This window comes from Actinoplanes auranticolor (assembly GCF_018332655.1).
Lineage (GTDB): Bacteria > Actinomycetota > Actinomycetes > Mycobacteriales > Micromonosporaceae > Actinoplanes > Actinoplanes auranticolor.
Genome location: NZ_BOQL01000014.1, coordinates 235668 through 257736, shown reverse-complemented (window position 1 = coordinate 257736; position 22069 = coordinate 235668). Strand labels below are relative to the sequence as shown.

The 22069-nt window shown below is 72.2% G+C and carries 16 protein-coding genes; 8 read left to right on the top strand and 8 right to left on the bottom strand.

Annotated features, from left to right (window positions below):
• Window positions 1–137 precede the first annotated feature (137 nt).
• The 3 genes from Aau02nite_RS07125 to Aau02nite_RS07115 all read right to left on the bottom strand — a co-directional run bounded on the left by Aau02nite_RS07125 (window position 138) and on the right by Aau02nite_RS07115 (window position 3014).
• Window positions 138–884, bottom strand: a complete 747-nt coding sequence (locus tag Aau02nite_RS07125; protein ID WP_212987493.1) for an alanyl-tRNA editing protein — start codon at window positions 882–884, stop codon at window positions 138–140.
• A 388-nt stretch (window positions 885–1272) separates the two neighbouring features.
• Window positions 1273–2103, bottom strand: coding sequence for an ABC transporter permease (locus Aau02nite_RS07120; RefSeq protein WP_212987492.1), 831 nt, complete (start codon window positions 2101–2103; stop codon window positions 1273–1275).
• Window positions 2100–3014 carry an ATP-binding cassette domain-containing protein gene (locus Aau02nite_RS07115; RefSeq protein WP_212987491.1) on the bottom strand — a complete coding sequence of 305 codons (915 nt, stop codon included), beginning with the start codon at window positions 3012–3014 and terminating at the stop codon, window positions 2100–2102. Before Aau02nite_RS07115 ends, Aau02nite_RS07120 begins: the two co-directional genes overlap by 4 nt.
• 145 nt (window positions 3015–3159) lie before the next feature.
• Between Aau02nite_RS07115 and Aau02nite_RS07110 the strand changes: the two genes are divergently transcribed.
• Genes Aau02nite_RS07110 through Aau02nite_RS07100 form a run of 3 tightly spaced genes read left to right on the top strand, consistent with a single transcriptional unit; the run spans window position 3160 to window position 6190 of the window.
• Window positions 3160–4617, top strand: a complete 1458-nt coding sequence (locus Aau02nite_RS07110) for a histidine kinase (RefSeq protein ID WP_212987490.1) — start codon at window positions 3160–3162, stop codon at window positions 4615–4617.
• Window positions 4614–5288: a response regulator gene (locus Aau02nite_RS07105; protein WP_212987489.1), complete on the top strand. Its 675-nt coding sequence runs from the start codon at window positions 4614–4616 to the stop codon at window positions 5286–5288. The genes Aau02nite_RS07110 and Aau02nite_RS07105 overlap by 4 nt, the downstream gene beginning before the upstream one ends.
• Window positions 5285–6190: a DMT family transporter gene (locus Aau02nite_RS07100; RefSeq protein WP_212987488.1), complete on the top strand. Its 906-nt coding sequence runs from the start codon at window positions 5285–5287 to the stop codon at window positions 6188–6190. The genes Aau02nite_RS07105 and Aau02nite_RS07100 overlap by 4 nt, the downstream gene beginning before the upstream one ends.
• Window positions 6191–6271: 81 nt before the next feature.
• On the opposite strand, the gene Aau02nite_RS07095 is transcribed toward Aau02nite_RS07100, so the two are convergent.
• Genes Aau02nite_RS07095 through Aau02nite_RS07085 form a run of 3 tightly spaced genes read right to left on the bottom strand, consistent with a single transcriptional unit; the run spans window position 6272 to window position 11104 of the window.
• Complete coding sequence (locus Aau02nite_RS07095; RefSeq protein WP_212987487.1) at window positions 6272–7309, bottom strand: beta propeller repeat protein; 1038 nt, start codon at window positions 7307–7309, stop codon at window positions 6272–6274.
• Window positions 7309–10428, bottom strand: a complete 3120-nt coding sequence (gene ileS, locus Aau02nite_RS07090; RefSeq protein WP_212987486.1) for an isoleucine--tRNA ligase — start codon at window positions 10426–10428, stop codon at window positions 7309–7311. Before ileS ends, Aau02nite_RS07095 begins: the two co-directional genes overlap by 1 nt.
• 55 nt (window positions 10429–10483) lie before the next feature.
• Entirely contained in the window at window positions 10484–11104 is a 621-nt protein-coding gene (locus Aau02nite_RS07085; protein WP_212987485.1) for an L-threonylcarbamoyladenylate synthase, read from the bottom strand.
• Between the two features lie 114 nt (window positions 11105–11218).
• Between Aau02nite_RS07085 and Aau02nite_RS07080 the strand changes: the two genes are divergently transcribed.
• Window positions 11219–13138, top strand: coding sequence for a zinc metalloprotease (locus Aau02nite_RS07080; protein ID WP_212987484.1), 1920 nt, complete (start codon window positions 11219–11221; stop codon window positions 13136–13138).
• A gap of 1 nt (window position 13139) precedes the next feature.
• Here Aau02nite_RS07080 and Aau02nite_RS07075 read toward each other — a convergent pair whose 3' ends face one another.
• Window positions 13140–13610 carry a MarR family winged helix-turn-helix transcriptional regulator gene (locus Aau02nite_RS07075; RefSeq protein WP_212987483.1) on the bottom strand — a complete coding sequence of 157 codons (471 nt, stop codon included), beginning with the start codon at window positions 13608–13610 and terminating at the stop codon, window positions 13140–13142.
• 89 nt (window positions 13611–13699) lie between these two features.
• Here Aau02nite_RS07075 and Aau02nite_RS07070 point away from each other — a divergent pair, with 89 nt between their 5' ends.
• Window positions 13700–15925, top strand: a complete 2226-nt coding sequence (locus Aau02nite_RS07070) for an LLM class flavin-dependent oxidoreductase (protein WP_212987482.1) — start codon at window positions 13700–13702, stop codon at window positions 15923–15925.
• Window positions 15922–16818, top strand: coding sequence for an LLM class flavin-dependent oxidoreductase (locus Aau02nite_RS07065; protein ID WP_212987481.1), 897 nt, complete (start codon window positions 15922–15924; stop codon window positions 16816–16818). Before Aau02nite_RS07070 ends, Aau02nite_RS07065 begins: the two co-directional genes overlap by 4 nt.
• Here Aau02nite_RS07065 and Aau02nite_RS07060 read toward each other — a convergent pair.
• Window positions 16815–17240, bottom strand: coding sequence for an NUDIX domain-containing protein (locus tag Aau02nite_RS07060; protein WP_212987480.1), 426 nt, complete (start codon window positions 17238–17240; stop codon window positions 16815–16817). The genes Aau02nite_RS07065 and Aau02nite_RS07060 overlap by 4 nt on opposite strands.
• A 66-nt stretch (window positions 17241–17306) precedes the next feature.
• Between Aau02nite_RS07060 and Aau02nite_RS07055 the strand changes: the two genes are divergently transcribed.
• A complete protein-coding gene (locus Aau02nite_RS07055; RefSeq protein WP_212987479.1) occupies window positions 17307–20915 on the top strand; it encodes a WGR and DUF4132 domain-containing protein in 3609 nt (1202 codons plus the stop codon).
• Window positions 20912–22066 (top strand): ATP-binding protein, encoded by a 1155-nt coding sequence (locus Aau02nite_RS07050; protein WP_246594955.1) that lies wholly within the window; start codon window positions 20912–20914, stop codon window positions 22064–22066. Before Aau02nite_RS07055 ends, Aau02nite_RS07050 begins: the two co-directional genes overlap by 4 nt.
• Window positions 22067–22069: the final 3 nt, after the last annotated feature.

The following is a 22069-nucleotide window of genomic DNA, read 5'->3' as shown; positions in this document are numbered from 1 at the left end:
CGGCCGAACCCGCTGCGGCCGTCAGCCAGGCGCGTCCCGCCAGCGAGTGCTCCCGGCCGCGGCGGGGGCCCTACATGCCGCCTGTGCCGGATCCGTCGCGCTGGAGATACAACGACAGCCGGGCAGCGAGCCGGGCCTCAGCTGACCAGCTTGATGCGGACGCGGCGGTTCTGACGGCCCTTGCTCTCCACCTTGGCCACCTGGATGCGCCCCACCTGCGCCGTAGAGGCCACGTGCGTACCGCCGTCGGCCTGCACGTCCAAGCCGACGATGTCCACCACCCGGATCTCCGGGTTCTCCAGCGGAGGCAGAGCATCCTGCGTGCGGACCAGGTCCGGGATCGCCAGCGCTTCCTCGCGGGGCAGCACCCGGGCGACGATCTTGCGGTCGGCGGCGATCTCCGCGTTCACCGCGTCCTCGAGGGCCTGCTTGAAGCCCGGCGGCACCTCGGGCAGGTTGAAGTCCATCCGGGCCTCGCCCGGCTGCATGTTCCCACCGGTCACCAGTGCACCGAAGTCGCGGAACACGGTGCCGCAGAGGATGTGCAAGCCGGAGTGGGTGCGCATCAGGGTGGTACGCCGGTCGTCGTCGACCGCGCCGCGCACGGTCGCCCCGGCGGGTGGGACCGGGTCGCCCGGGGCGGGGATCAGGTAGTGCTCGTCGCCTTTGCGGGTGTCGACGATCCGGGTCTGCACGCCCTGCCAGATCAGGACGCCGTGGTCCGGTGGCTGGCCGCCGCCGCCCGGGTAGAACGCGGACCGGTCGAGCACGATTCCGGCGTCGGGGTCGGCCGGGTCGGACCAGACAACGGTGCAGTCCCATTCGCGGATGGTCGGATCAACCCAGTCCAGTCGGTGGGTGTGCCCATGCTGCTCGAAAGCCATCATCCGAGCCTAAACCCCCGGTCCACCGCCAGCGCTCGTCCTCACCGTCGGCGCCCAGATCAGCGGCGAGGCGTTCGGCGGTGTCGAGCCCGCTGGGCGCGATGGCCCCCGCTCTGCACGGCGCGGCCGCGCCCGCGAGCAGCGGCAACTCGCCCGGGCCGGCAAACGCCGATCACCGCGGGGGTGAGGCCGCGCGTCGCTGGACCGACGTGGTCGATTCGCCGCGGAGCGGCTCTCCCACATCGCTGGTGCCACGCCGCCAGCCCTCGTCATCGCGGTGAAACCCGGTGGTCCGAACGGCCGAGCAACCGATGAACCCGAAGGAGGCCCGGAACGGCCGCAGCCGGCCGACCCCCATCAGGAGCGACCGGCCAACCCGTCCGAGCCGTCAAGCATCGGACCGCTTCAACCGCCAAGCCCCACCCGCCACCACCGCGGCAACATAGACCGCGAAGACCCCCAGCCCCACCCAAGGAGAAAGCGCATCCGCCCCCTGGCTGACCGACGTGAACGCACTGCCCGCATCAGAGGGCAGATACTGCACGACATTGTCCCGCCACGATTCCGGCAGCAGCAGCTGCGCGACCCCGCTCAGCAGGAACATCGCCCCGAACAGCGTGCTGATCGCCGCCGGGGTCGAGCGCAGCAGCGCTCCCAGCGCCAGGCCCAGGATGCCCGAGGCCGACAGGATGACCGCCGAGCCGATCACCGCCCGGGCCACGCCCGCGTCGGACCAGGATGCCGCGCCGTCGCCGATCAGGGCCTGTCCGCCGGTGAAGGCGATTGCCGATGCGGCGAGGCCGATCACGAAGACCACGGTCGCGAAGACGGTGATCTTGCCCCAGAGGACCGGCAGGCGGTGCGGTACGGCGGTCAGCGACGACCGGATCATCCCGGTGCTGTACTCGCTCGCCATGAACAGCACGCCCAGGGTGCCGAACGCCAGTTGGGCGAACGTGATGCCGGCCAGGCTCGCGTCGACCGGGCCCAACTCTCCCGCTTCCGGTCCGGTCGCCGCGCCCGAGTTGAGCATCGAGGAGGCGAGCAGTCCGATGCCGATCAACAGTGCGACCGCTGTGGCCAGCGTGATTGTCGTCGAGCGCAGGGACCAGAATTTGATCCATTCCGAGCGGATCACCCGGCCTTGCGTGACCCTCAGGCTGGACGGTGCCGCCGGGGCGACGCTCGGTGCGACGGGGGACAGGGTCGCGGTGCTCATGCGGCTGCTCCTACGGTCTGGTACTCGACGGCGTCCCTGGTCAGCTCCATGAACGCCTCCTCCAACGACGGCCGCTGCACCGTCAGTTCGTGCAGGGCGATACCGGCCGTGGCCGCGCGCTCGCCGATCGCGGCGGCGGACAGACCCGTCACCTCGAAGGCGCCGCGTTCGACGCTCAGCACCGTGACGCCCGGTCCGGACAGCAGGTCGTGCAGCTGCACCGCCTGCGGCGAGCGGACCAGGACCGAGTCGTGCGCGGCCTGCTCGATGAAGTCGGCCACCGACACGTCCGCGATCAGCCGGCCGCGACCCACGACCACCAGGTGCTCGGCGGTCAGCGCCATCTCGCTCATCAGATGAGAGGAGACGAAGACCGTACGGCCCTGAGCGGCCAGGCCCCGCATCAGGTGCCGGATCCAGAGGATGCCCTCCGGGTCGAGGCCGTTCACCGGCTCGTCCAGGATCAGCACCTCCGGGTCGGCGAGCAGCGCCGAGGCGATCCCCAGCCGCTGGCCCATGCCGAGCGAGAACGCGCCGGCCCGCTTACGGGCCACCTCGTGCAGACCGACGATGTTGATCACTTCGTCGACCCGGGTGCGAGGCACCCCGGTGGTCGCGGCCATGGCCAGCAGATGGTGGTACGCGGACCGCCCGGTGTGCACAGCCTTGGCGTCCAGCAGCGCGCCGACCTGTTTCAACGGCGCGGTGTGCTGCGCGTACGGGCGTCCGTTGATGGTGGCCGTGCCCGACGTCGGCCGGTCCAGCCCCAGGATCATCCGCATCGTGGTCGACTTCCCGGCGCCGTTGGGGCCCAGGAAGCCGGTGACGATGCCCGGTTTGACGGTGAAGGTCAGGTTGTCGACGGCGGTCTTGGCGCCGTACCGCTTGGTGAGTTCGTGAACCTCGATCATGTGACCCAGCCTGGTTCGCCGCGCTGGTGATCCGCGTCGTCCGGCGGTGGGCGAATCGGACTACTACCAGCGTGGTAGTCGAGGTCACCGAGTTACCGCACCGGGACGACGCTTCGCAGGCAGGTCCGCGCGTAACGTGATCGTCATGGAGCTGGGCGAGGTCCGTGAGACGCGGGTGTGGCAGGCCGTACGCCGCCATCCGCAGCTCTGCGACGCCGCCCTCGCCCTGGCCTTGGTGGTGCCGGCGCTCTTCGCCGTACGCCGCGGCGGGCACGGCGGGGAGCCCCGCATGCTGGACACCATCGACATGGTCGCCGCGGGTATCGGCTTCCTGACGATGACCTTCCGCCGCCGCTACACCCTGGTCATTCTCATCGTCACCACGCTCGCCGCCGTCGCGCTCACCATCGAGCAGCGGGACCGGCAGCCGATTCTGCTGATCGCCCTCGTTCTGCTCTTCTTCACGCATGCCGCGTGGGCCGACCGGCGCACCGCGTGGATCACCGCGGTCAGCCTCGGCGCAGTCGTGTGTCTGAGCGGCGTCCTCTGGGCGGGCGAGGGCTGGTGGGCACCCGAGACCCTGGGCGCGCTCGCCTGGATCGGCATGGCCACCGCGGTCGGCGACGCCACCCGCAGCCGGCGGGCGTACGTGGCGGAGGTCGTGGAGCGTGCCCGGCGCGCGGAGCAGAGCCGCGACGAGGAAGCCCGGCGGCAGGTCGTCGAGGAGCGCGTGCGGATCGCCCGCGAGCTGCACGACGTCGTGGCGCACCACATCGCGGTCATCAAGGTGCAGGCCACCGGGGCCAAGCACATCCTGCAGCACCGCCCGGAGCAGGTCGCCCCGGCGCTCGATCACATCAGCCGCTCCTCGGACGCGGTGCTGAAGGAGATCGCGTCGGTGGTCGGCCTGCTGCGCTCGGACGACCTGGACGCGAACGGGATGCCGGCCACCGAGCCGACCCGCGGCCTGGCCCGGCTGTCCGGTCTGCTGGACGACCTCGCGGCCGCCGGCCTGCGGGTCGATCACCGCCGGCTCGGCGAGGCCCGCGAGCTGCCGGCGCTGGTCGACCTGGCGGCGTTCCGGATCGCCCAGGAGGCATTGACCAACGCCCAGAAGTACGGCGACGGGACGGCCCGGCTCACCGTGGCCTACACCGCCGACGGGGTGACGCTGGACATCATCAACCAGGTCCGGCCGGACGTCCCGCCATCCGGCTCCGGTTACGGCATCATCGGCATGCGCGAACGCGCCGCCTCAACCGGCGGCGAGCTGACCGCGGGCCGGGAAGCCAACGGCCGCTTCGCAGTCCACGCCGACCTCCCCACCCAAGACAACACAGGCACCACCCGCCCCAGCGCGGAGCGGCCCAGCGCCGACCGCGCCGGCACCAATGGCCCCGGCACCAATGGCCCCAGCGCTGACCACGTCAGCGCCGTGCGGGCCAGCGCAGAGAGCTCCAGCCCGGAAATGTCCGGCGCAGGGCGGCCCACCGCGGAAAGCGCCACCGCGGCACTGGGCGCCACTGGCCGTGGGCGGCCGGGTGCGGAGACCGTCGACGGTGAGCAGGACAGCGCCGGACGTGGGCAGCGGGTCGTGTCATGACCATCCGAGTCCTGCTGGTCGATGACCAGCCGCTGATCCGGGCCGGCTTCCGGATGTTCGTCGAGCCCGACCCCGAGGTCGAGGTCGTCGGCGAGGCCGGGACCGGCCGGGAGGCCGTTGAGCTGGCCCGTTCCGCCCGCGCCGACGTGGTGCTCATGGACATCCGGATGCCGGACATGGACGGCATCGAGGCCACCCGCCTCATCGCCGCCGCCGACGATCTGGCCGGTGTGCGGGTGCTCGTCCTGACGACTTTCGAGAACGACGACAACGTCGTACTCGCGCTCCGGGCGGGGGCCAGTGGCTTTCTCGGCAAGCATGTCGATCCGGCGGATCTGCTGCACGCCATCCGCGTCGTCGCCGCCGGTGAGGCCTTGCTCTCGCCCGCGGCCACGCGTGGGCTGGTCAGCCGGTTCCTGAGCCAGCCGGTGCCGAACGCGCTGCCGGCCGCCCTGGAGCTCGGCGGGCTCACCGAACGCGAACGGGAGGTGCTGGCGCTGGTGGCGTACGGGCTGTCGAACGAGGAGATCGCCGAGCGGTTGTACCTGTCGCCGCTGACCGTCAAGACGCATATCAACCGGGCGATGAGCAAGCTCGGCGTCCGCGACCGTGCGCAACTGGTCGTCATCGCGTACCAGAGCGGTCTGGTCCGTCCCGGGGATCAGCCGTGAGCGCGCTCGTTCTCGCTGTCCTGCTCTGCGTCGCGTCGGCGGCGGGTTATGCCGCCGGGGCCGTGCTCCAGGAGCGGGTGGCGCAGCGGCCGCTCGTCGTGCTGCTCGGCATGCCGCTGTGGTGGACGGCCATCGCCCTCAACGGGGTCGGCGCGGGCCTGCACGTGGTCGCGCTGCGTTACGGCCCGCTGTCGCTGGTCCAGCCGTTCGGCGTGCTCACGCTGGTGCTGGCGGTGCCGCTCGCGGCGATGCTGGCCCGGCGGGCGGTCAGCCGGACCGAGGGCCGGGGCATCGGCCTGACGGTGACCGGGCTGGTCGGCATCCTGCTGCTGGCCGGTACGACCAACAGCATCGCGGTGCTGAGTACGGCCCAGCTCGTCGGCTTGTTGCTGGTCACCGCCGCTCTGCTGACCGCCCTGGGCGGGTGGGGCGCGGTACCCGGCGCCTCCGGCCTGTGGGCGGCGTCCGCTGCCGGAGTCTCGTTCGGCGTCTCGTCGGCGCTGACCCAGACCGTCGCGGTGCACGTTACGGACGACGGGTTCGGTGCTCTGCTCGACCCGACGGTCGCCGTCGCGGCCTTCGCCATCGCCGTGCTCTCCACTGCCGGGATGCTGTTCACGCAGCGCTCCTACCGTGACGGGCTCGGTGCGCCGCTGGCGGTGAGCACGCTCGCCAACCCGGTCGCGGCGGCGGCGATCGGCCTGGTGCTGCTGGGGGAGCAGATCACCGGTGGTGCCTGGGGTGCGGGGATCGCCCTGGCCAGCGCGGGGGTGGCGGCCGCTGGTGTCACTCTGCTGACCCGCGCTCAGGTGCGCAGGACGGTGCCGCTGCCCCGGATGGCGGTGGCTACCCGCAGGGCCGACCCGGTGGCCACGGTGGCGAGCGGAATGCCACACGCCTAGGGCGTGTCGACAACTGACGGCCTGAGCGGCATCGGCGACGCGAAACCAGCCTCGGAGTGAAGTCCCGGTCGGCGGGGGATGTCACACCCCGTGAGCCAGCCAGACCCGATCGCCGGCGACCAGCAGAATGTCGCCGTCCTGGCCGGCCACGGCGGACAGGGGACTCGCACCGCGTGGTGTCGTGACGGTCACCCAGGACCGGCCGCCATCACCGGAACGCCAGAGGCCGGCGGCAGCCGCGTACAGGCGCCCGTCCGAGACGGTCAGCGACCGTACGCCGGCGGCATCAGCCTGGCCGAACCGACCGACCGCAACCCAGTCCGGGCCCCGCCACGCGCCGAACGTCTCACCGCGCGGCCCGACCGCGATCAGCTCCGCACCCAGCCGCACCACGCGCTGCAGCTCGTCGTAGCCGTCCCCGTCCGGCACGTCGGCGGGCTGCCACGAACTCCCGTCGACCGAGCTCCACGCGGCCGGGGAGTCGCGGAGGCCACCGACGAGCACAAACTGTCCATCAAGGACAGCACCGTCCCGCGCGAAGGCCCGGGCCAGGCCGGGGGCGTTCTCGAACAGGCGGAAGCTCGTGCCGTCGCGGGACAGCCAGGCCGCCGCGCCGCTGGTCCGGTTGCCCGCGATCAGGAATCCCGCACTACCGCCCGAGATCCGCCCCACGTCGACCGCGGTGTCGCCGCCGTACGTCTCGAAGGGCGCCGCCGCCTCGGCGAGTGAGCCGTCCGGGCGCTGGTACCACGTGCTGGTCCGCGGATTGCCGTGCGCGCCGCCGCTGCGCGAGCCGATCGCCGCGATCCGGCCGTTCGCGCAGCCCGCCGCGTACAGGACGCTGCGCGGGCCGTAGTAGCTGCCGGGCAGCGGGGTCAGCGTGAGGCTGCGCCAGCTCCGGCCGTCCGTGCTGTCCCAGGCGGCCGGGCTGGTCTCGCCGTCGGGGCCGGCGTGGCCACCGACGACGTACCAGTGCTCCCCGCACGCGATCGCGTCCCGCAGCAGTCGCGTGTCCGGGCCGGGTAGCGACAGCTCGGTCCAGGCGTTGGCGGGCACCGACGCGCAGGCGCCGACGAGCGTGAGGGCGGCGAGTGCGTGCAGCCACCGGCCCGCGGCCATCAGGCCTTCCGGAGCCAGAAGGTGAGGCCCATCGCCTCCTCGCGGAACGGGACGGCCTCGGCCCAGGACGGCTCCCCGGGGGCGTAGTCCGTGGCCAGCACCTCGTCGGCGACCAGCTGAGCGTGCTCCTCCAGCGCGGCCGCCGTGTCGTCGTCGGTGGCCGCGTAGCGCAGCGCGATCCGGTCGGAGACCTCCAGGCCGCTGGTCTTGCGGGCCTCCTGGATCAGCCGGATCGCGTCGCGGGCCAGGCCGGCCCGGCGCAGCTCCGGCGTCAGGTGCAGATCCAGGGCGAGCGTCGCGCCGGCCTCGGCGGCGACCGCCCAGCCTTCGCGCGGCGTCTCGGTGATGATCACCTCGTCAGGGCTGAGGGTGACGGTCTCGTCGCCGACGATGACTGCGGCGGTGCCGGCTGAGCGCAGGGACTCCTTCAGCGCCGTCGCGTCGGCAGCGGCCACAGCTGCCGCCACCTGCTGCACGCCCTTGCCGAAGCGCTTGCCCAGCGGCCGGAAGTTGGCCTTGGCCGTGGTGTCCACCAGCGAGTCGCCGGCCGCACCGACCGCCAGCACCACGCCGACGTTCAGCTCGGCCGCGATCTCGGCGAGCAGCTCGGGGGAGAGGCCGGCGAACCCGTGCGCCGACGCCAGCGCCCGCGACAGCGGCTGCCGGGTCTTCAGGCCCGAGTCGGCCCGGGCCGCGCGGCCCAGCTCGACGAGCCGGCGGGCCAGCGCCATCTGGTCGATCAGCTGCGGGTCGATCAGGGACTCGTCGGCGACCGGGTACGCGGCCAGGTGCACCGAGGGCGCGGCGGTCGGCGTGACCGGCGCGACCATGTCCTGCCAGATCCGTTCGGTGATGAACGGCGTGATCGGCGCCATCAGCAGCGTCACGGTCGCCAGCGCCTCGTGCAGCGTGGCCAGCGCGGCCGGGTCCCCGCGCCAGAAGCGGCGGCGGCTGCGGCGCACGTACCAGTTGGACAGGTCGTCGATGAACGCGGCGAGCAGCTTGCCGGCCTCGTGGGTGTCGAAGGCGGCCAGCGCCGCGTCCACGTCGCGGACCAGCGTGTGCAGCTCGGACAGGACCCAGCGGTCCAGGACCGGGCGGTCGGCCGGCGCCGGGTCCGACTCCGACGGCGTCCACCCGGCGGTACGCCCGTACAGCGCCTGGAAAGCGGCCGTGTTCCAGTACGTCAGCAGGGTCTTGCGGACCACCTCCTGCAAGGTGGTGTGCCCGACCCGGCGGGAGGACCACGGTGAGCCGACCGCGGCCATGAACCACCGCACGGCGTCGGCTCCGTGCCGTTCCAACAGCGGCAACGGCTCGAGGATGTTGCCCAGGTGCTTGGACATCTTGCGGCCGTCCTCGGCCACGATGTGCCCCAGGCAGACCACGTTCTCGTACGAGGACCGGTCGAACACCAGCGTGCCGATCGCCATCAGCGTGTAGAACCAGCCGCGGGTCTGGTCGATCGCCTCGGAGATGAACTGCGCCGGATAGCTGCGCTCGAACAGCTCCTTGTTGCGGTACGGGTAGCCGAACTGGGCGAACGGCATCGCGCCGGAGTCGTACCAGGCGTCGATGACGTCGGGCACCCGGGTGGCGGTGGCGCCGCACTCGCAGGCGAAGGTGACCGCGTCGATGAACGGCCGGTGCGGGTCCAGCGCGGACAGGTCCTCGCCGGTGCGCTCGCTCAGCTCGTGCAGGGAGCCGATGCAGGTCAGGTGGCCTTCCGGGCAGCGCCAGATGGGCAGCGGGGTGCCCCAGTAACGCTGCCGGGACAGCGCCCAGTCGACGTTGTTGGTCAGCCAGTCGCCGTAGCGGCCGTGCTTGATCGTCTCGGGCTGCCAGTTGGTGCGCTCGTTCTCACGCAGCATCCGGTCGCGGACGGCAGTGGTGCGCACGTACCAGGAGGGCTGGGCGTAGTAGATGAGCGGCGTGTGGCAGCGCCAGCAGTGCGGGTAGCTGTGCTCGTACGGGGTCTCGCGGAACAGCAGGCCGCGGCTCTGCAGGTCGGTGACCAGCGCCGCGTCCGCGGTCTTGAAGAACACGCCGCCGACCAGCGGCACCTCCGGCGCGAACGTGCCGTCGGGCCGTACCGGATTGACCATCGGCAGCCCGTACGCCCGGCAGCTGGCCAGGTCGTCCGCGCCGAAGGCGGGCGCCTGGTGCACCAGGCCGGTGCCGCTGTCGGTGGTCACGTACGACGCCAGGATCACGATGTGCGCGTCCGGCACCTCGACCAGGTCGAACGGCGGCTCGTAGGTCCAGCGTTCGAGCTCCTTGCCGGTGAAGGAGGCCACTGTCGTCCAGGCCGCGCCGAGCACCTCCGCGAGCAGGTCCGAAGCGACGACGAGCTGCTCGTTGCCGTCGGTCGCCACGACATAGGTGACCTCCGGGTTGACCGCGACGGCGGTGTTGGAGACCAGCGTCCAGGGCGTCGTCGTCCACACCAGCAGCGACGCCTGCCCGGCGAACGGGCCGGAGGTCAGCGGGAAGCGCACGTAGACCGACGGGTCGACGTCCTGCTCGTAGCCCTGGGCCAGCTCGTGGTCGGACAGGGCGGTCTGGTCCCGCGGGCACCAGGGCGCCACCCGGAAGTCCTCGACCAGCAGGCCCTGGTCGAAGATCCGCTGCAGCGACCACCAGACCGACTCGATGTAGCCGGGATCCATGGTCCGGTACGCGTCGTCCATGTCGACCCAGTAGCCCATCCGCCGGGTGAGCTCAGCGAACGCGTCCGTGTGCCGGGTGACCGAGGCCCGGCAGCGGGCGTTGAACTCGGCGATGCCGTACGCCTCGATGTCCTGCTTGCCGGTGAAGCCGAGCTCCTTCTCCACCGCGAGCTCGACCGGCAGGCCGTGGCAGTCCCAGCCGGCCTTGCGGGCGACGTGGAAGCCCTTCATCGTCTTGTACCGCGGGAAGACGTCCTTGAAGACCCGGCTCTCGATGTGGTGCGTGCCGGGCATGCCGTTCGCGGTGGGCGGGCCCTCGTAGAAAATCCACTCCGGGCGGCCCGCGGACTGCTCGAGGCTGCGGTGGAACACACTCTCGGCCTGCCAGAAATGCAGCACGTCGTGGTCCAGCGCACCCAGATCGACCTGGGCCGGCACGGGCAGATACATCGTCGGTTCCTCTTCTCGGGCGTGGTACCCATCAGCCTAGGAGCGGCCGCCACCGTTATTCGAAACGTGCGGGGTCTCCCGCGCCGACCCGCAGGATCTCCGGCTCGCCGCCGGACAGGTCGATGACGGTGGTCGGGACGGTGCCGCACTCGCCCGAGTCGATCACCGCGTCCACCACGTGGTCGAGCCGTTCCTTGATCTCCCAGCCCTGGGTGAGCGGCTCTTCCTCGCCGGGCAGCAGCAGGGTGCTGGAGAGCAGGGGCTCGCCCAGTTCGGCGAGGATCGCGCTGGTCACCGTGTTCTCCGGGATGCGTACCCCGACGGTCTTCTTCTTGGGGTGCATCAGCCGCCGCGGGACCTCCCGAGTGGCCGGCAGGATGAAGGTGTAGCTGCCGGGCGTCGCGGCTTTGACCGCCCGGAAGACCGCGTTGTTGATGTGGACGAATTGCCCGAGCTGGGCGAAGTCGCGGCAGACCAGGGTGAAGTGGTGGTCGCTGCCCAGGTGGCGGATCTCGCGGATCCGGTCGAGGCCCTTGGCGTTGCCGACCCGGCAGCCCAGGGCGTAACAGGAGTCGGTCGGATACGCGATCAGCCCGTCGTCCTGCAGGATGCGGACCACCTGGGAGATGGACCGGGCCTGCGGATTGTCCGGATGTACGTCGAAATACTTCGCCACCCGCAGAGCTTAGATCGTGCGCCCGGCAAAGCCCGGCAAGCGGCCCGGCAACGTATCCATGCCTTTACCTGCGTCTATCTTTACCCGGGGTCCGCGGAGTGGCAGCGTGGCCGCATGAGACGGAGAGCCGCGCTCGTCGTTGCGCTGATTACGGCGATGGTGGGTGCGTCCGCGGGAGCAGCGGGCGCCGCACCGAGATCCTCCTACGCCTACCTGCACCCGGGTGGCCAGCCCCGGCTGACCGAGAAGGTGCCGGTCAACGTGGTCTTCCTCGGCTACGAGCCGGATCAGGTCGGTGCCGCCTACCTGTCCGGCCTGCCGAAGAAGTACGAACCCGTCGTCCGCTACCGGCTGGTCTACGGCCAGACCGAGAAGCTGGGCATCACCTACACCTACGACTACAAGGTCAGCTACGGCAGCCCGTCGTACGAGAACAAGTTCTTCCAGCAGCTGGGCAAGCTGGCCAAACCCGCGCCGCTGACGGAATACCAGACCGCCTACAACGAGCAGGCGAACAACGTCAAGGACATCACCGCCAACCACGCCATCGACGCGCCCAGCGTGGAGAAGTGGCTCGCGTACAACCCGCCCGCCGGCGTCGACACCCGGCGCAACACGGTCTTCTTCATCAACTGGTACGGCCGCTCCGATTTCAAGTTCCACGTCTACACCAAGACCGGCGAGCCCGACCCCGACACCGGATACGACTTCGGCAAGGAGCGGGACAGCCGCAAGGTCATCGCCTGGGGCGGCACCACCGCCGACGACGAGGAGACCGGTCTGGGCAGCACCCGGCGGGTCTGGTTCCACGACCTGTCCGCCGGTCCCGAGTCCTGGACCAGCAACTACGACGTCGACAACCCGGACCTCGACGGCGACGGCGTGGTCGACTACCGGATGCCCCCGACCTGGGAGTACGCCGCGGGCGGCTTCCGGGCGCCCGGGGCCCTGGCCGGTGACCTCTCGCTGATCACCCGCTACGTCGCGCTGAACCTGCTGATGACGTCGTCGCCGCTCTACCCGGTGGAGCTGCCCACGGCGGAGCCGCCCAAGTCGCTCAACGTCGACAGCAACACCTACGAGGGCTGGCCCGGCGTCGACGCGTCCGAGCGGTACATCACCCCGGAGCTGCTGATCGACGAGCTCGCCGAGCTGCGCTGGCGCAACCGGCTGGACTTCGACAACCAGGACCTGCCGTACGACGCCAAGGCCGAGGAGTGCTACCTCGGCGTACTCACCGACACCAGCTGCTACCCCGACTCGGGCTACCCGGCGTTCGCCAACCTGTATCTCTACAACTGGGCGAACCTGGAGCGCACCAAGGACGACGCCGGCCGGGTCGACTACGAGATCCCGCTGTTCAACTACGCCGTCGGTGAGGGCGTGGACGTGCCGGCGTTGGGCTTCGCCGACGACAACTACGTCGACGGCACCCAGACCGGGGTCTTCAGCTTCATCTCGCCGGAGATCGTCGCCGCCGGGTACGGCCTGACCACCACCCAGATCCACGAGGTCGGCCACCACGTGGGCATGAGCCACCCGCACGACGGCTACGACAGTGAGACCGGAGTGGACTACGGGCCCGAGGGCGGCTTCCTGTTCGTCAACGCCGGCGACGAGAGCAACTCGATGATGAGCTACCTCGACGTCAACTGGGACTTCAGCCAGTTCGACCGGGACAACAGCGACCGGTTCCTGACCGCGGCGTACCACGAGGCCGCGAACCGGCTGGCCGCCGACGTGCTGGCCGCGCCCCGGGCCGCGAAGGCGAAGGTGCAGCTGCGCGCGGCGGACGTGCTGCTGGGCCTGTCGACCAAGGCGTTCGCGCGGCACGACTACCGGGCCGCGTACGCGTTCGCCGAGGGCGCCTACAACCAGGTCGTCGCCGCCGCGAAGCGGGCCGGGGCCGACCCGGCCGGTGCGGCCAAGGCGCTGGCGGCCGAGGCCGACGCCGCCCGCCGGACCGTCGAGGTGCACGACCCGCACGAGTTCATCGACACGCTGGCGCCGGACAGCCCGCGCAGTCAGCCGTAGGTCAGGCTTCCGCCCGGGGCTGCGCGTGCGCGTGGTCCCGGGCGGAGTCGTCCGCCAGCCGGGCCACCACCTGGTCGGAGATCGCGGTGAGAGCGGCGAGCTGGTCGTCGGTCAGCACGTCGCCGAAGTAGCGGCGGACCGCGGCGCCGTGACAGGCCCGGGCGGCGGCGATCTGCTCGCGTCCCTTGTCGGTGAGCTCCACCACGGCGTCGGCGGTCTTGGTGATCAGCCCGCGGCCCTGCATCCGGCGCAGCTGGTGGGACAGCCGTGACTTCTCCCACTCCAGGCCGCAGCGCAGGGCGATCGAGCGCGCGCTGCCGCCGGGGGACTCCTCCAGCAGGAACAGGATGTCGAAGTCGGCCTCGGACAGCCCGGTGGAGCGGTAGAGCTCACGGCTGATCCGGCCGTTGAGCTGCAGGCGCATGCGCTGATACGCCTGCCAGGCGGCGGAGACGTCGGCGGTCGCACTCACGCGGGGAATCGTACTTCCATTTGCCGGAAGGTCGCCGGTTGATGTATCAACTGGGTTGATGTATCAACCGGGGTGCTGAGGAGTACGCGATGAACTACGGACACCCGCTGACGTTCGGCGCCCTGGTCGCGTCGCCGGCCGGGACACCCGTGGAGGCGGTCGAGCTGGCCCGCCGCGCGGAGGAGCTCGGCTACGACCTGGTCACCGTCGAAGACCGCCCGGACGAGCCGGGGCTGCTCGACGCGTGGACCGTGCTGGGCTGGGTCGCCGGGCGTACCGAGCGGGTGCGGCTGGCGCCGGCCGCGCTCGCTGTTCCGCTGCGTGATCCCGCGGTGCTGGCCCGCGCCGCGGCGAGCCTGGACCTGCTCTCCGACGGCCGGCTGGAGCTGGTCCTCGGCCGGGGCGGCGAGCAGGACGCGATCGAGGCGATGGGCGGCCGCCGGACCGGGACGGACCGGGCCGTCGCCGCGCTGGACGAGGCGATCGATATCGTCCGTGGCGTCCTGGACGCGGGCGAGCCGCGCCCGCTGCGGCACCTGGGTGAGCACTACCGCATCCCGCAGGCGCAGCGCGGTCCGCTGCCCGCGCACCGCATCCCGATCCGGCTCGACGGGGATCAGGCACCGGTGCTGCGGCTCGCCGGGCGCAAGGCGGACGGCTGGTCGGCCACGCTGACCGCGTTCCGGCCCGCCGAGTACGCCGCCGCCAACAAGATCATCGACGAGGCCGCCCTGGAAGCCGGCCGCGAGCCCGCCGAGATCCGCCGCCTGCTGCACGTCACCGCCGAGCACACCGTGCCGGAGTTGCTCGCGCTGGCGCTGGAGGACGGCGTCAGCACGTTCGTCGTCCGGGCCGACGACATCGCCACGCTGGACCGCTTCGCCCGCGAGGTGATGCCGGCGCTCCGCGAGGCCGTGGCCCGTGAGCTGCCGGCGGCGCCCACCGCCGTCTTCCGGCCCGCATCGGTACGCGCCAAGCGCCGTCCCGGTATCGACTACGACAACGTGCCCCCGAGCCTCGCCGGGCAAGCCGTCGAGCCCGGCGACCTGGACTACGCCCGGGTGCGCTCGACCTACCTGCGCGGCGGGGCACCGGGGCTGGTCCTGCGGGCGCGCAGCACCGCCGAGGTGGTCGACGCGCTCGCCTTCGTCCGGGCCCATCCCGGCCTGCCGTTCTCGGTGCGCAGCGCCGGGCACGGGATCAGCGGGCGGTCCACCAACGACGGCGGCCTGGTGCTGAGTGTGGCCGCGATGAACACCATCGAGGTGCTCGACGAGCAGCGGCGGCTGATCCGGGTCGGGCCGGGCGCCCGCTGGTCGGAGGTGGCCGACGTGCTGCGGCCGTACGGCTGGGCGCTGAGCTCCGGCGACTACGGCGGGGTCGGGGTCGGCGGCCTGGCCACCGCCGGCGGGGTCGGCTGGCTGGCCCGCAAGCACGGGCTGACCATCGACCACCTCCGCGCGGTGGAGATGGTGCTGGCCGACGGCTCGGTGGTCCGCGCCGCCGAGGACGAGAATCCCGAGCTGTTCTGGGCCGTGCGCGGGGCCGGAGCCAACTTCGGCGTGGTCACCTCGTTCGACTTCGAGGTGGACGAGGTCGGCGAGGTGGGCTGGGCGCAGTTCGTGGTGGGCGCCGACGATCCGGCCGACCTGCTGGTGCGCTGGGGTGCGGCGATCGAGGCCGCGCCGCGCGACCTCAGCGGGCAGCTGATCATGGGCCGGCCGCGTCCGGGTCAGCCCGGCGTCGCGCAGCTGATGGCCATGGTCGACAACGACGACCCGCAGACGATCATCGACCAGCTCACCCCGGTGGCCGGTGCCGGGCCGCTGTACCAGCAGAACGTGGTGCTGGCGCCGTACGCGGCGGTGCTGGCCCGGGCCGCCGACGGCTACCACCGGGCCGAGGGCGAGCCGGTCTCGCGGTCCGGGCTGATCGAGCACCTCACCCCCGAGTTCGCCGCGGCCGCCGCCGAACTGATCGCCAGCGGCGCGATCCACTGGTTCCAGATCCGCACGGTCGGCGGCGCGGTGGCCGACGTCCCGGCGGGGGCCACCGCCTACGGGTACCGCTCGGCCAACTTCTCGGTGGTGGTCATGGGTCCCAGCCGGCGCCGGCTCGACCCGCTCTGGGACGCCCTCGCCGTCCACTTCGACGGCCTCTACCTGAGCTTCGAGAGCGACCAGCGCCCGGAACGCCTCGCCGACGCGTTCCCGCCCCGCACCCTGGAGAGGTTGCGGGAGCTCAAGCGCCGCTACGACCCGCAGCACCTGTTCGCCGACAACTTCCCGATCCGGACCACCCTGGAGACCCGATGACCGACTACGGGCACGACCTGCTCTTCGGCACGTTCATCACGCCCACCGCGCAACCCGTGCACCAGGCGGCGGAACTGGCCGTCGTCTCGGACCGGGCCGGGCTGGACCTGGCCACCTTCCAGGACCACCCGTACCTGCCGCGTTTCCACGACACCTGGACGCTGCTGTCGTACGCGGCGGCCCGTACCGAGCGGATCCACCTCAGCGGCAACGTGCTCAACCTGCCGCTGCGGCCGCCGGCGGTACTGGCCCGGGCGGCCGCGAGTCTCGACCTGCTCAGCGGCGGCCGGATCGAGCTGGGCATCGGCGCCGGCGGCTTCTGGGACGCGATCGAGGCCATGGGCAGCCGCCGGCTGAGCCCGGGTGAGTCGGTGGCGGCGCTGGCCGAGGGCATCGAGATCATCCGGCAGATCTGGGCCGCGGACCAGGCCGGGCCGGTCAAGGTGGAAGGTGACTACTACCGGGTCAGCGGGGCCAAGCGAGGGCCCGCGCCGGCGCACGACATCAAGATCTGGGTGGGGGCGTACAAGCCGCGGATGCTGCGGCTGATCGGCCGGGCCGCGGACGGGGTCCTGCCGTCGCTGGGCTACCTGGCGAACGGCGCGGACGACCTGACGGCGATCAACCAGCACATCGACGAGGGCGCGCAGGCGGCCGGCCGCGATCCCCGGGCGGTCCGGCGGCTGCTCAACATCAGCGGTGAGTTCGCCCCGGCCGGGCGGGCCTTCCTGCAGGGCCCGGCCGAACAATGGGCCGAGGACCTGGCCGGGCTGACCCTGGAGTACGGCGTCAGCGCGTTCATCCTGGCCGCCGACGACCCCGCGACGATCGAGCGTTTCGCCGCCGAGGTCGCCCCGGCCACCCGGGAACTGGTCGCGGCCGAACGCGGCTAACGCACCGGGTAGACGCGCCAGCCCTCGGGCGGGGGCAGGCCGCGCCAGACGGTGAGGCTCATGGCCGACGGCGGGTAGAGCGGCTCGGGCAGCTCGTCCGGGGCGTACCAGCCCCAGTCGGTCATGACCTCCGGTTCGAGTGCCTGCGGCGCCGTGCCGGGCCACGGTGCCACGGCCGCGGCGGTCATCCCGCTGCCCGTGGTCTGCACGCCGATGGCGATGACTTCGGGCTGCGTACCCCCGATGCCGGCCTCCTCGGCCGCCTCCCGGGCCGCGGCCTGCTCGATGGTCTCCCCGCCCTCGACGTGCCCGCCGGGCAGGCACCAGGTCGGCTCCTCGCCGGCCTTGATGCGGTTCCCGAGCAGCACCCGCCCGCGCGGATCCACCAAGATCAATCCAACCCCCACCACCGGTCTCGCCATCCCGTGATTTTGTCGTACCGGATCGCTACCGTGCCTCGCACCGGGTGCCGATGGAGGGTTTCGCACATGCGCAGTTTCGAGTTCGCCGACGGCACGTCGGCGAAGTTCTGGGAGATCGACCGGGACGGGACCGAGGTGACGGTCCGCTGGGGGCGCACCGGCACGGCCGGCCAGACCAAGGTCAAGACCTTCCCGTCGGCGGCCGAGGCCGCGGCCCACGAGGGCAAGCTGATCGCGGAGAAGATCAGGAAGGGATACGGCGAGACGGCCGCGACAACCGCACCGGCGTCCCCCTCCCGCACACCGGATCCCGCGCCGCCCGCCCCCACCGAAGAGCCCGCGGACGAGGACACCTTCGTCTTCCCCGCCGCCTGGCACCGGCACCGTTCCGCCCGCCGGGGCAGCAGCGGCTTCACCACCTTCCGGCCCGACGCCAAGGCGCGCGCGGTGACCGACGAGCTGTTCGGCCGCCGCCCCGGTGGAGTCGTCAAGGCGTTCCAGGCGCCGGCCACCGATCCGGCTGTGGCCCGGGCCGGCACGGCTTGGCTCGAGGGAGATCCGCAGGCCACCCCGCTCGGAGCGGCCGCCGTCGCCACCGCCGCGACCCTCGGCAGCTGGCGGTTCCAGGAGAAGTTCGTCGCCTTCGCCGACCTCTGGATCGTCGAGCGCGGCCTGCGCTTCGCCGCCCTCGCCGCGGTCGACCTGATGACCCTCAAGCTCGACGACGGCCTCCCGCCCGGCCCCCGCCACGGCGCCCGGCAACAGTTCGGCGTCCGGATCCTCCGCCCCGGCGAGGAGCGACACGGCTGGCACAGCGACCCGGCGCTGATCACCGCACTACGCGTCCGCACGGCGCTCGCAGCGGCCTCCGACGAGGAGTATGCCGAGGTCATCGAGGCCATCACGCCCTGCCGGGCGGCCGGCGCCTACGCCCGGGTGGCGACGTCGGTGCTGGTGCCGACCCAGCACGAGTGGGTCGCCGAGGACATCGACGCCGCGATCGCCGACGCGGACAGCAGCCGGGCCGCGGCACTGCTCAGCGCCGCCGGTTCGGAGCAGCAGGCGACCGCTCTCGCGCAGCACGTCAGCGCGTTCGCCATCGGGGATTCCCTGCCGATGCTGACCACCCTCATCGACGGTGTCGGGGTCGGCGCCGGGCCGGCCCTGTTCCACTGGTTCGACACGATGGACTACGCGGAGGCCGAGCGGCGTCTGCTCGGCATCCTCGCCATGCTGCCCAGCGACGAGGTGATGCGCGGGCTGATCGACCGCATCGACGTCAAGTACGTTCCGCCGGTCCTGCTCGAGGCGGCCGACCGCAGTCCCGCGCGGGCCCTGCGGATATTCAGCGAGAGCGCCACCAAGCCCGCCGTGGCCGAGCTGCTGCGCTCCCACGTCCTGGCCCACCCCGGCGTCGTCGACCAGGTCCTGCCGCTGCTCAGCGCCGCGGCCCGGCAACGGGTGGAGACCATCCGCGAGCAGGCGGCAGCGGTCGTGACGGCACCGCTGTCGGCAGTGCCGCCACTGCTGCTCGATCCGCCGTGGCAGCGGTCGCAGCGGGCGGCGAAGCCGGTCGTGATCACCGGCCTGGCCTGCGCCGACAGTCCGTCGATCAGCTGGCTCTCCGACGAACGTGAGAGCTGGCGGCAGACCCGCTACGAGATGTATTCCGACGGCACCAAGGACTGGCAGCGCAAGGCCGAGCAGATCGCGGCGGGCGGCGGTTCCTGGTTCGTGCCGGCCGAGTTCTTCGCCGTCGCACCCGAGGAACTGGCCCGCCCGCTTCTGGCGACGTGGCGTGTGCGCGACACCTGGCAGGCCGCCCTGTGGATGCGGATCGTCGTGGCCCGGTTCGAGCTCGACGCCCTGCCGGCGGCGCTGGATCTGGCCCGGCGCAGCCCCGCGGACGCGGCCGGGCTGCTGATGCCCTTCGCCGCTCCGGAGGTCGCGGTCCTGATGGCCGACGCGTACGCACGGCTCAAGAGCGTCCGCGAGACCGCGCTCACCTGGCTGCGACGGCACCCCGAAGCGGCCGCCCGGGCGCTGGTGCCGGCGGCTCTCGACAAGGCCGGTGTCCCGCGCCGCCAGGCCGAGGAGGCGCTGCTCGGATTGCACGCCGGCGGACACACCGAGGCGGTGCGCGCGGCCGCCCGCAGCTACGGCGAGGCCGCAGCCGCGGCCATCCAGACGTTGCTGGACACCGATCCGCTGTCGGTGCTGCCGGCGAAGCTCCCCGCCGTGCCCGCCTGGGCCGTCCCGAGGCTGCTGCCGCCGGTGCAGTTGCGGGGCGGCGCCGGCGCCCTCCCACCCGAGGCGGTGACCAACCTCGTGATGGTGTTCGCCCTCGGCCGGGCCGGGACACCGTACGCCGGAGTGGACGTCGTCCAGCAGGCGTGTGAGCCGGCCGGCCTGGCCGAGTTCGCCTGGGGGCTCTTCCAGCGCTGGCAGGCTTCCGGCGCCAACAGCAAGGAGAGCTGGGTCCTCGACATGCTCGGGGTGGTCGGCGACGACGAGACCGTACGCCGGCTGACCCCGCTGATCCTGGCCTGGCCGGGCGAGGGCGGGCACGCGCGGGCGGTCACCGGCGTGCAGATCCTGGCCCGGATCGGCACCGACGTCGCCCTCATGCACCTGCACGGCATCGCGCAACGGGCCAAGTTCAAGGGGCTGAAGGCGGCGGCGGGTCAGAAGATCGAGGAGGTCGCCGCCGGGCTGGGGCTCAGCGCCGATCAGCTCGCCGACCGGCTGGTGCCCCGGTTCGGGCTCGACGACGCCGGCAGCATGGTGCTCGACTACGGCAGCCGGCAGTTCACGGTCGGGTTCGACGAGCAGCTGCGCCCGTACGTCGCGGACAGCGCCGGCAAGCACCTCAAGGCCCTGCCCAAGCCCGGCGCCCGCGACGACGCCGAGCTGGCGCCCGCGGCCCACCAGCAGTTCACCGCGCTGAAGAAGGACGTCCGTACGGTCGCCACCGACCAGATCCGCCGCCTCGAACGCGCGATGGTCACCGGCCGCCGCTGGACCGGCGCGGAGTTCCGGCAGCTGTTCGTGGCCCACCCGCTGCTCTGGCACATCGTCCGGCGCCTGGTCTGGGCCGTCTACGACGAGAGCGGCGAACCGGCCGGGGCGATCCGGGTCGCCGAGGACCGCAGCTTCTCCGACGTGCACGACGACGGGACACCGCTCGCCGATGACGCGTCGGTCGGGGTGGCGCACCCGCTGCACCTGGGCGACACCCTGGCCGACTGGGTCGAGGTCTTCGCCGACTACGAGATCCTGCAGCCGTTCCCGCAGCTCAGCCGGGAGACGTTCAGCCTGACCGCCGAGGAGGCCGCGAGCGGCCAGCTGACCCGCTTCGAGGGGCACACCGTGCCGACCGGACGGGTGATCGGCCTCGAACGCAAGGGCTGGCGGCGCGAGACCCCGCAGGACGGGGGCGTGCAGGGCCGCATCGAGCTGGTCGTGGGCCCGGGCCAGGAGGTCATCATCGACCTGGACCCGGGCATCGCGATCGGCGCCATGGACATCTTCCCGGAGCAGACCCTGAAGACGATCTTCGTATTCGACGGCACGGGCGGGCGCTGGAGCCCGAACCCGGGCCGTGTCCCGCTGGGCCGGCTGGACCCGGTCGTCGCCTCCGAGATCATCCGCGACCTGACGGAGCTGACCGCATGACCGCCACCCGTCCGTCCTCCGACCCGGCCGGGCTCGGCCCCGAGTCCGTTGTGGAGGTTGCCGAATCCGCCGGTCAGGTGCAGCGGCCGCCGGCCGAGCTGCGCTACGCCGACGAGCTGGCCCGGCTGCGGGCGGCCGACAACGCCGAGCGCCCGCCCGGCTGGGTGCTCAGTGTGCAGGCGGCCCGCCGGTTCGTGGTCGGCGACAGCAAGCTCGGCATCAGCCGCAAGTTCGTCGGCGACCCCTCGCTGATCGAACGCGCGCTGATCACCCTGGCCACCAGCCGCGGGCTGATGCTGGTCGGCGAGCCCGGCACCGCGAAATCCCTGCTGTCCGAGCTGCTGGCCGCCGCGGTCAGCGGCGACTCCACCCTCACCATCCAGGGCGGCGCCGCCACCACCGAGGACCAGATCCGCTACTCGTGGAACTACGCCCTGCTCGTCGCCGACGGGCCCTCGCCACGATCGCTGGTGCCCGCGCCCCTGCTGCGCGGCATGGCCGAGGGGCGCACCGTCCGCTTCGAGGAGATCACCCGCTGCCCGCTGGAGGTCCAGGACTGCCTGCTCTCCCCGCTGTCCGACCGGGTCCTGGCCATCCCCGAGCTGACCGGCCCCGAGTCGATGGTGTTCGCCCGCGACGGCTTCAGCATCATCGCCACCGCCAACACCCGGGACCGCGGCGTCAACGACATGAGCTCCGCGCTGAAGCGGCGCTTCAACTTCGAGACGGTGTTCCCGATCGCCGACTTCACCACCGAGCTGGCGCTGGTCGAGGCCGAGGCGTCGGCCCTGCTGCGGCGCTCCGGAGTGACCGCCGAGCCGCGCCGCGACGTCCTCGAGGTGCTGGTCACCACGTTCCGGGAGCTGCGCACCGGGGAGACCGCACGCGGTGACTCGATGGACCGGCTGTCCGCGGTCATGAGCACCGCCGAGGCGGTCTCGGTCGCCCACGCGGTCGGGCTGCGGGGCTGGTTCCTGCGCGGCGAGCCGGGCACGGCCGAGGATCTGGTGTCCTGCCTGGCCGGCACCGCGGCCAAGGACAACCCGGAGGACCTGGCGAAGCTGCGGCGCTACCTGGCCCAGCAGGTCACCTGGCGCAGCGGCGAGCAGTGGCAGGCGCTGCACAACGCCCGTCACCTGCTGCCGGGCTGAGCC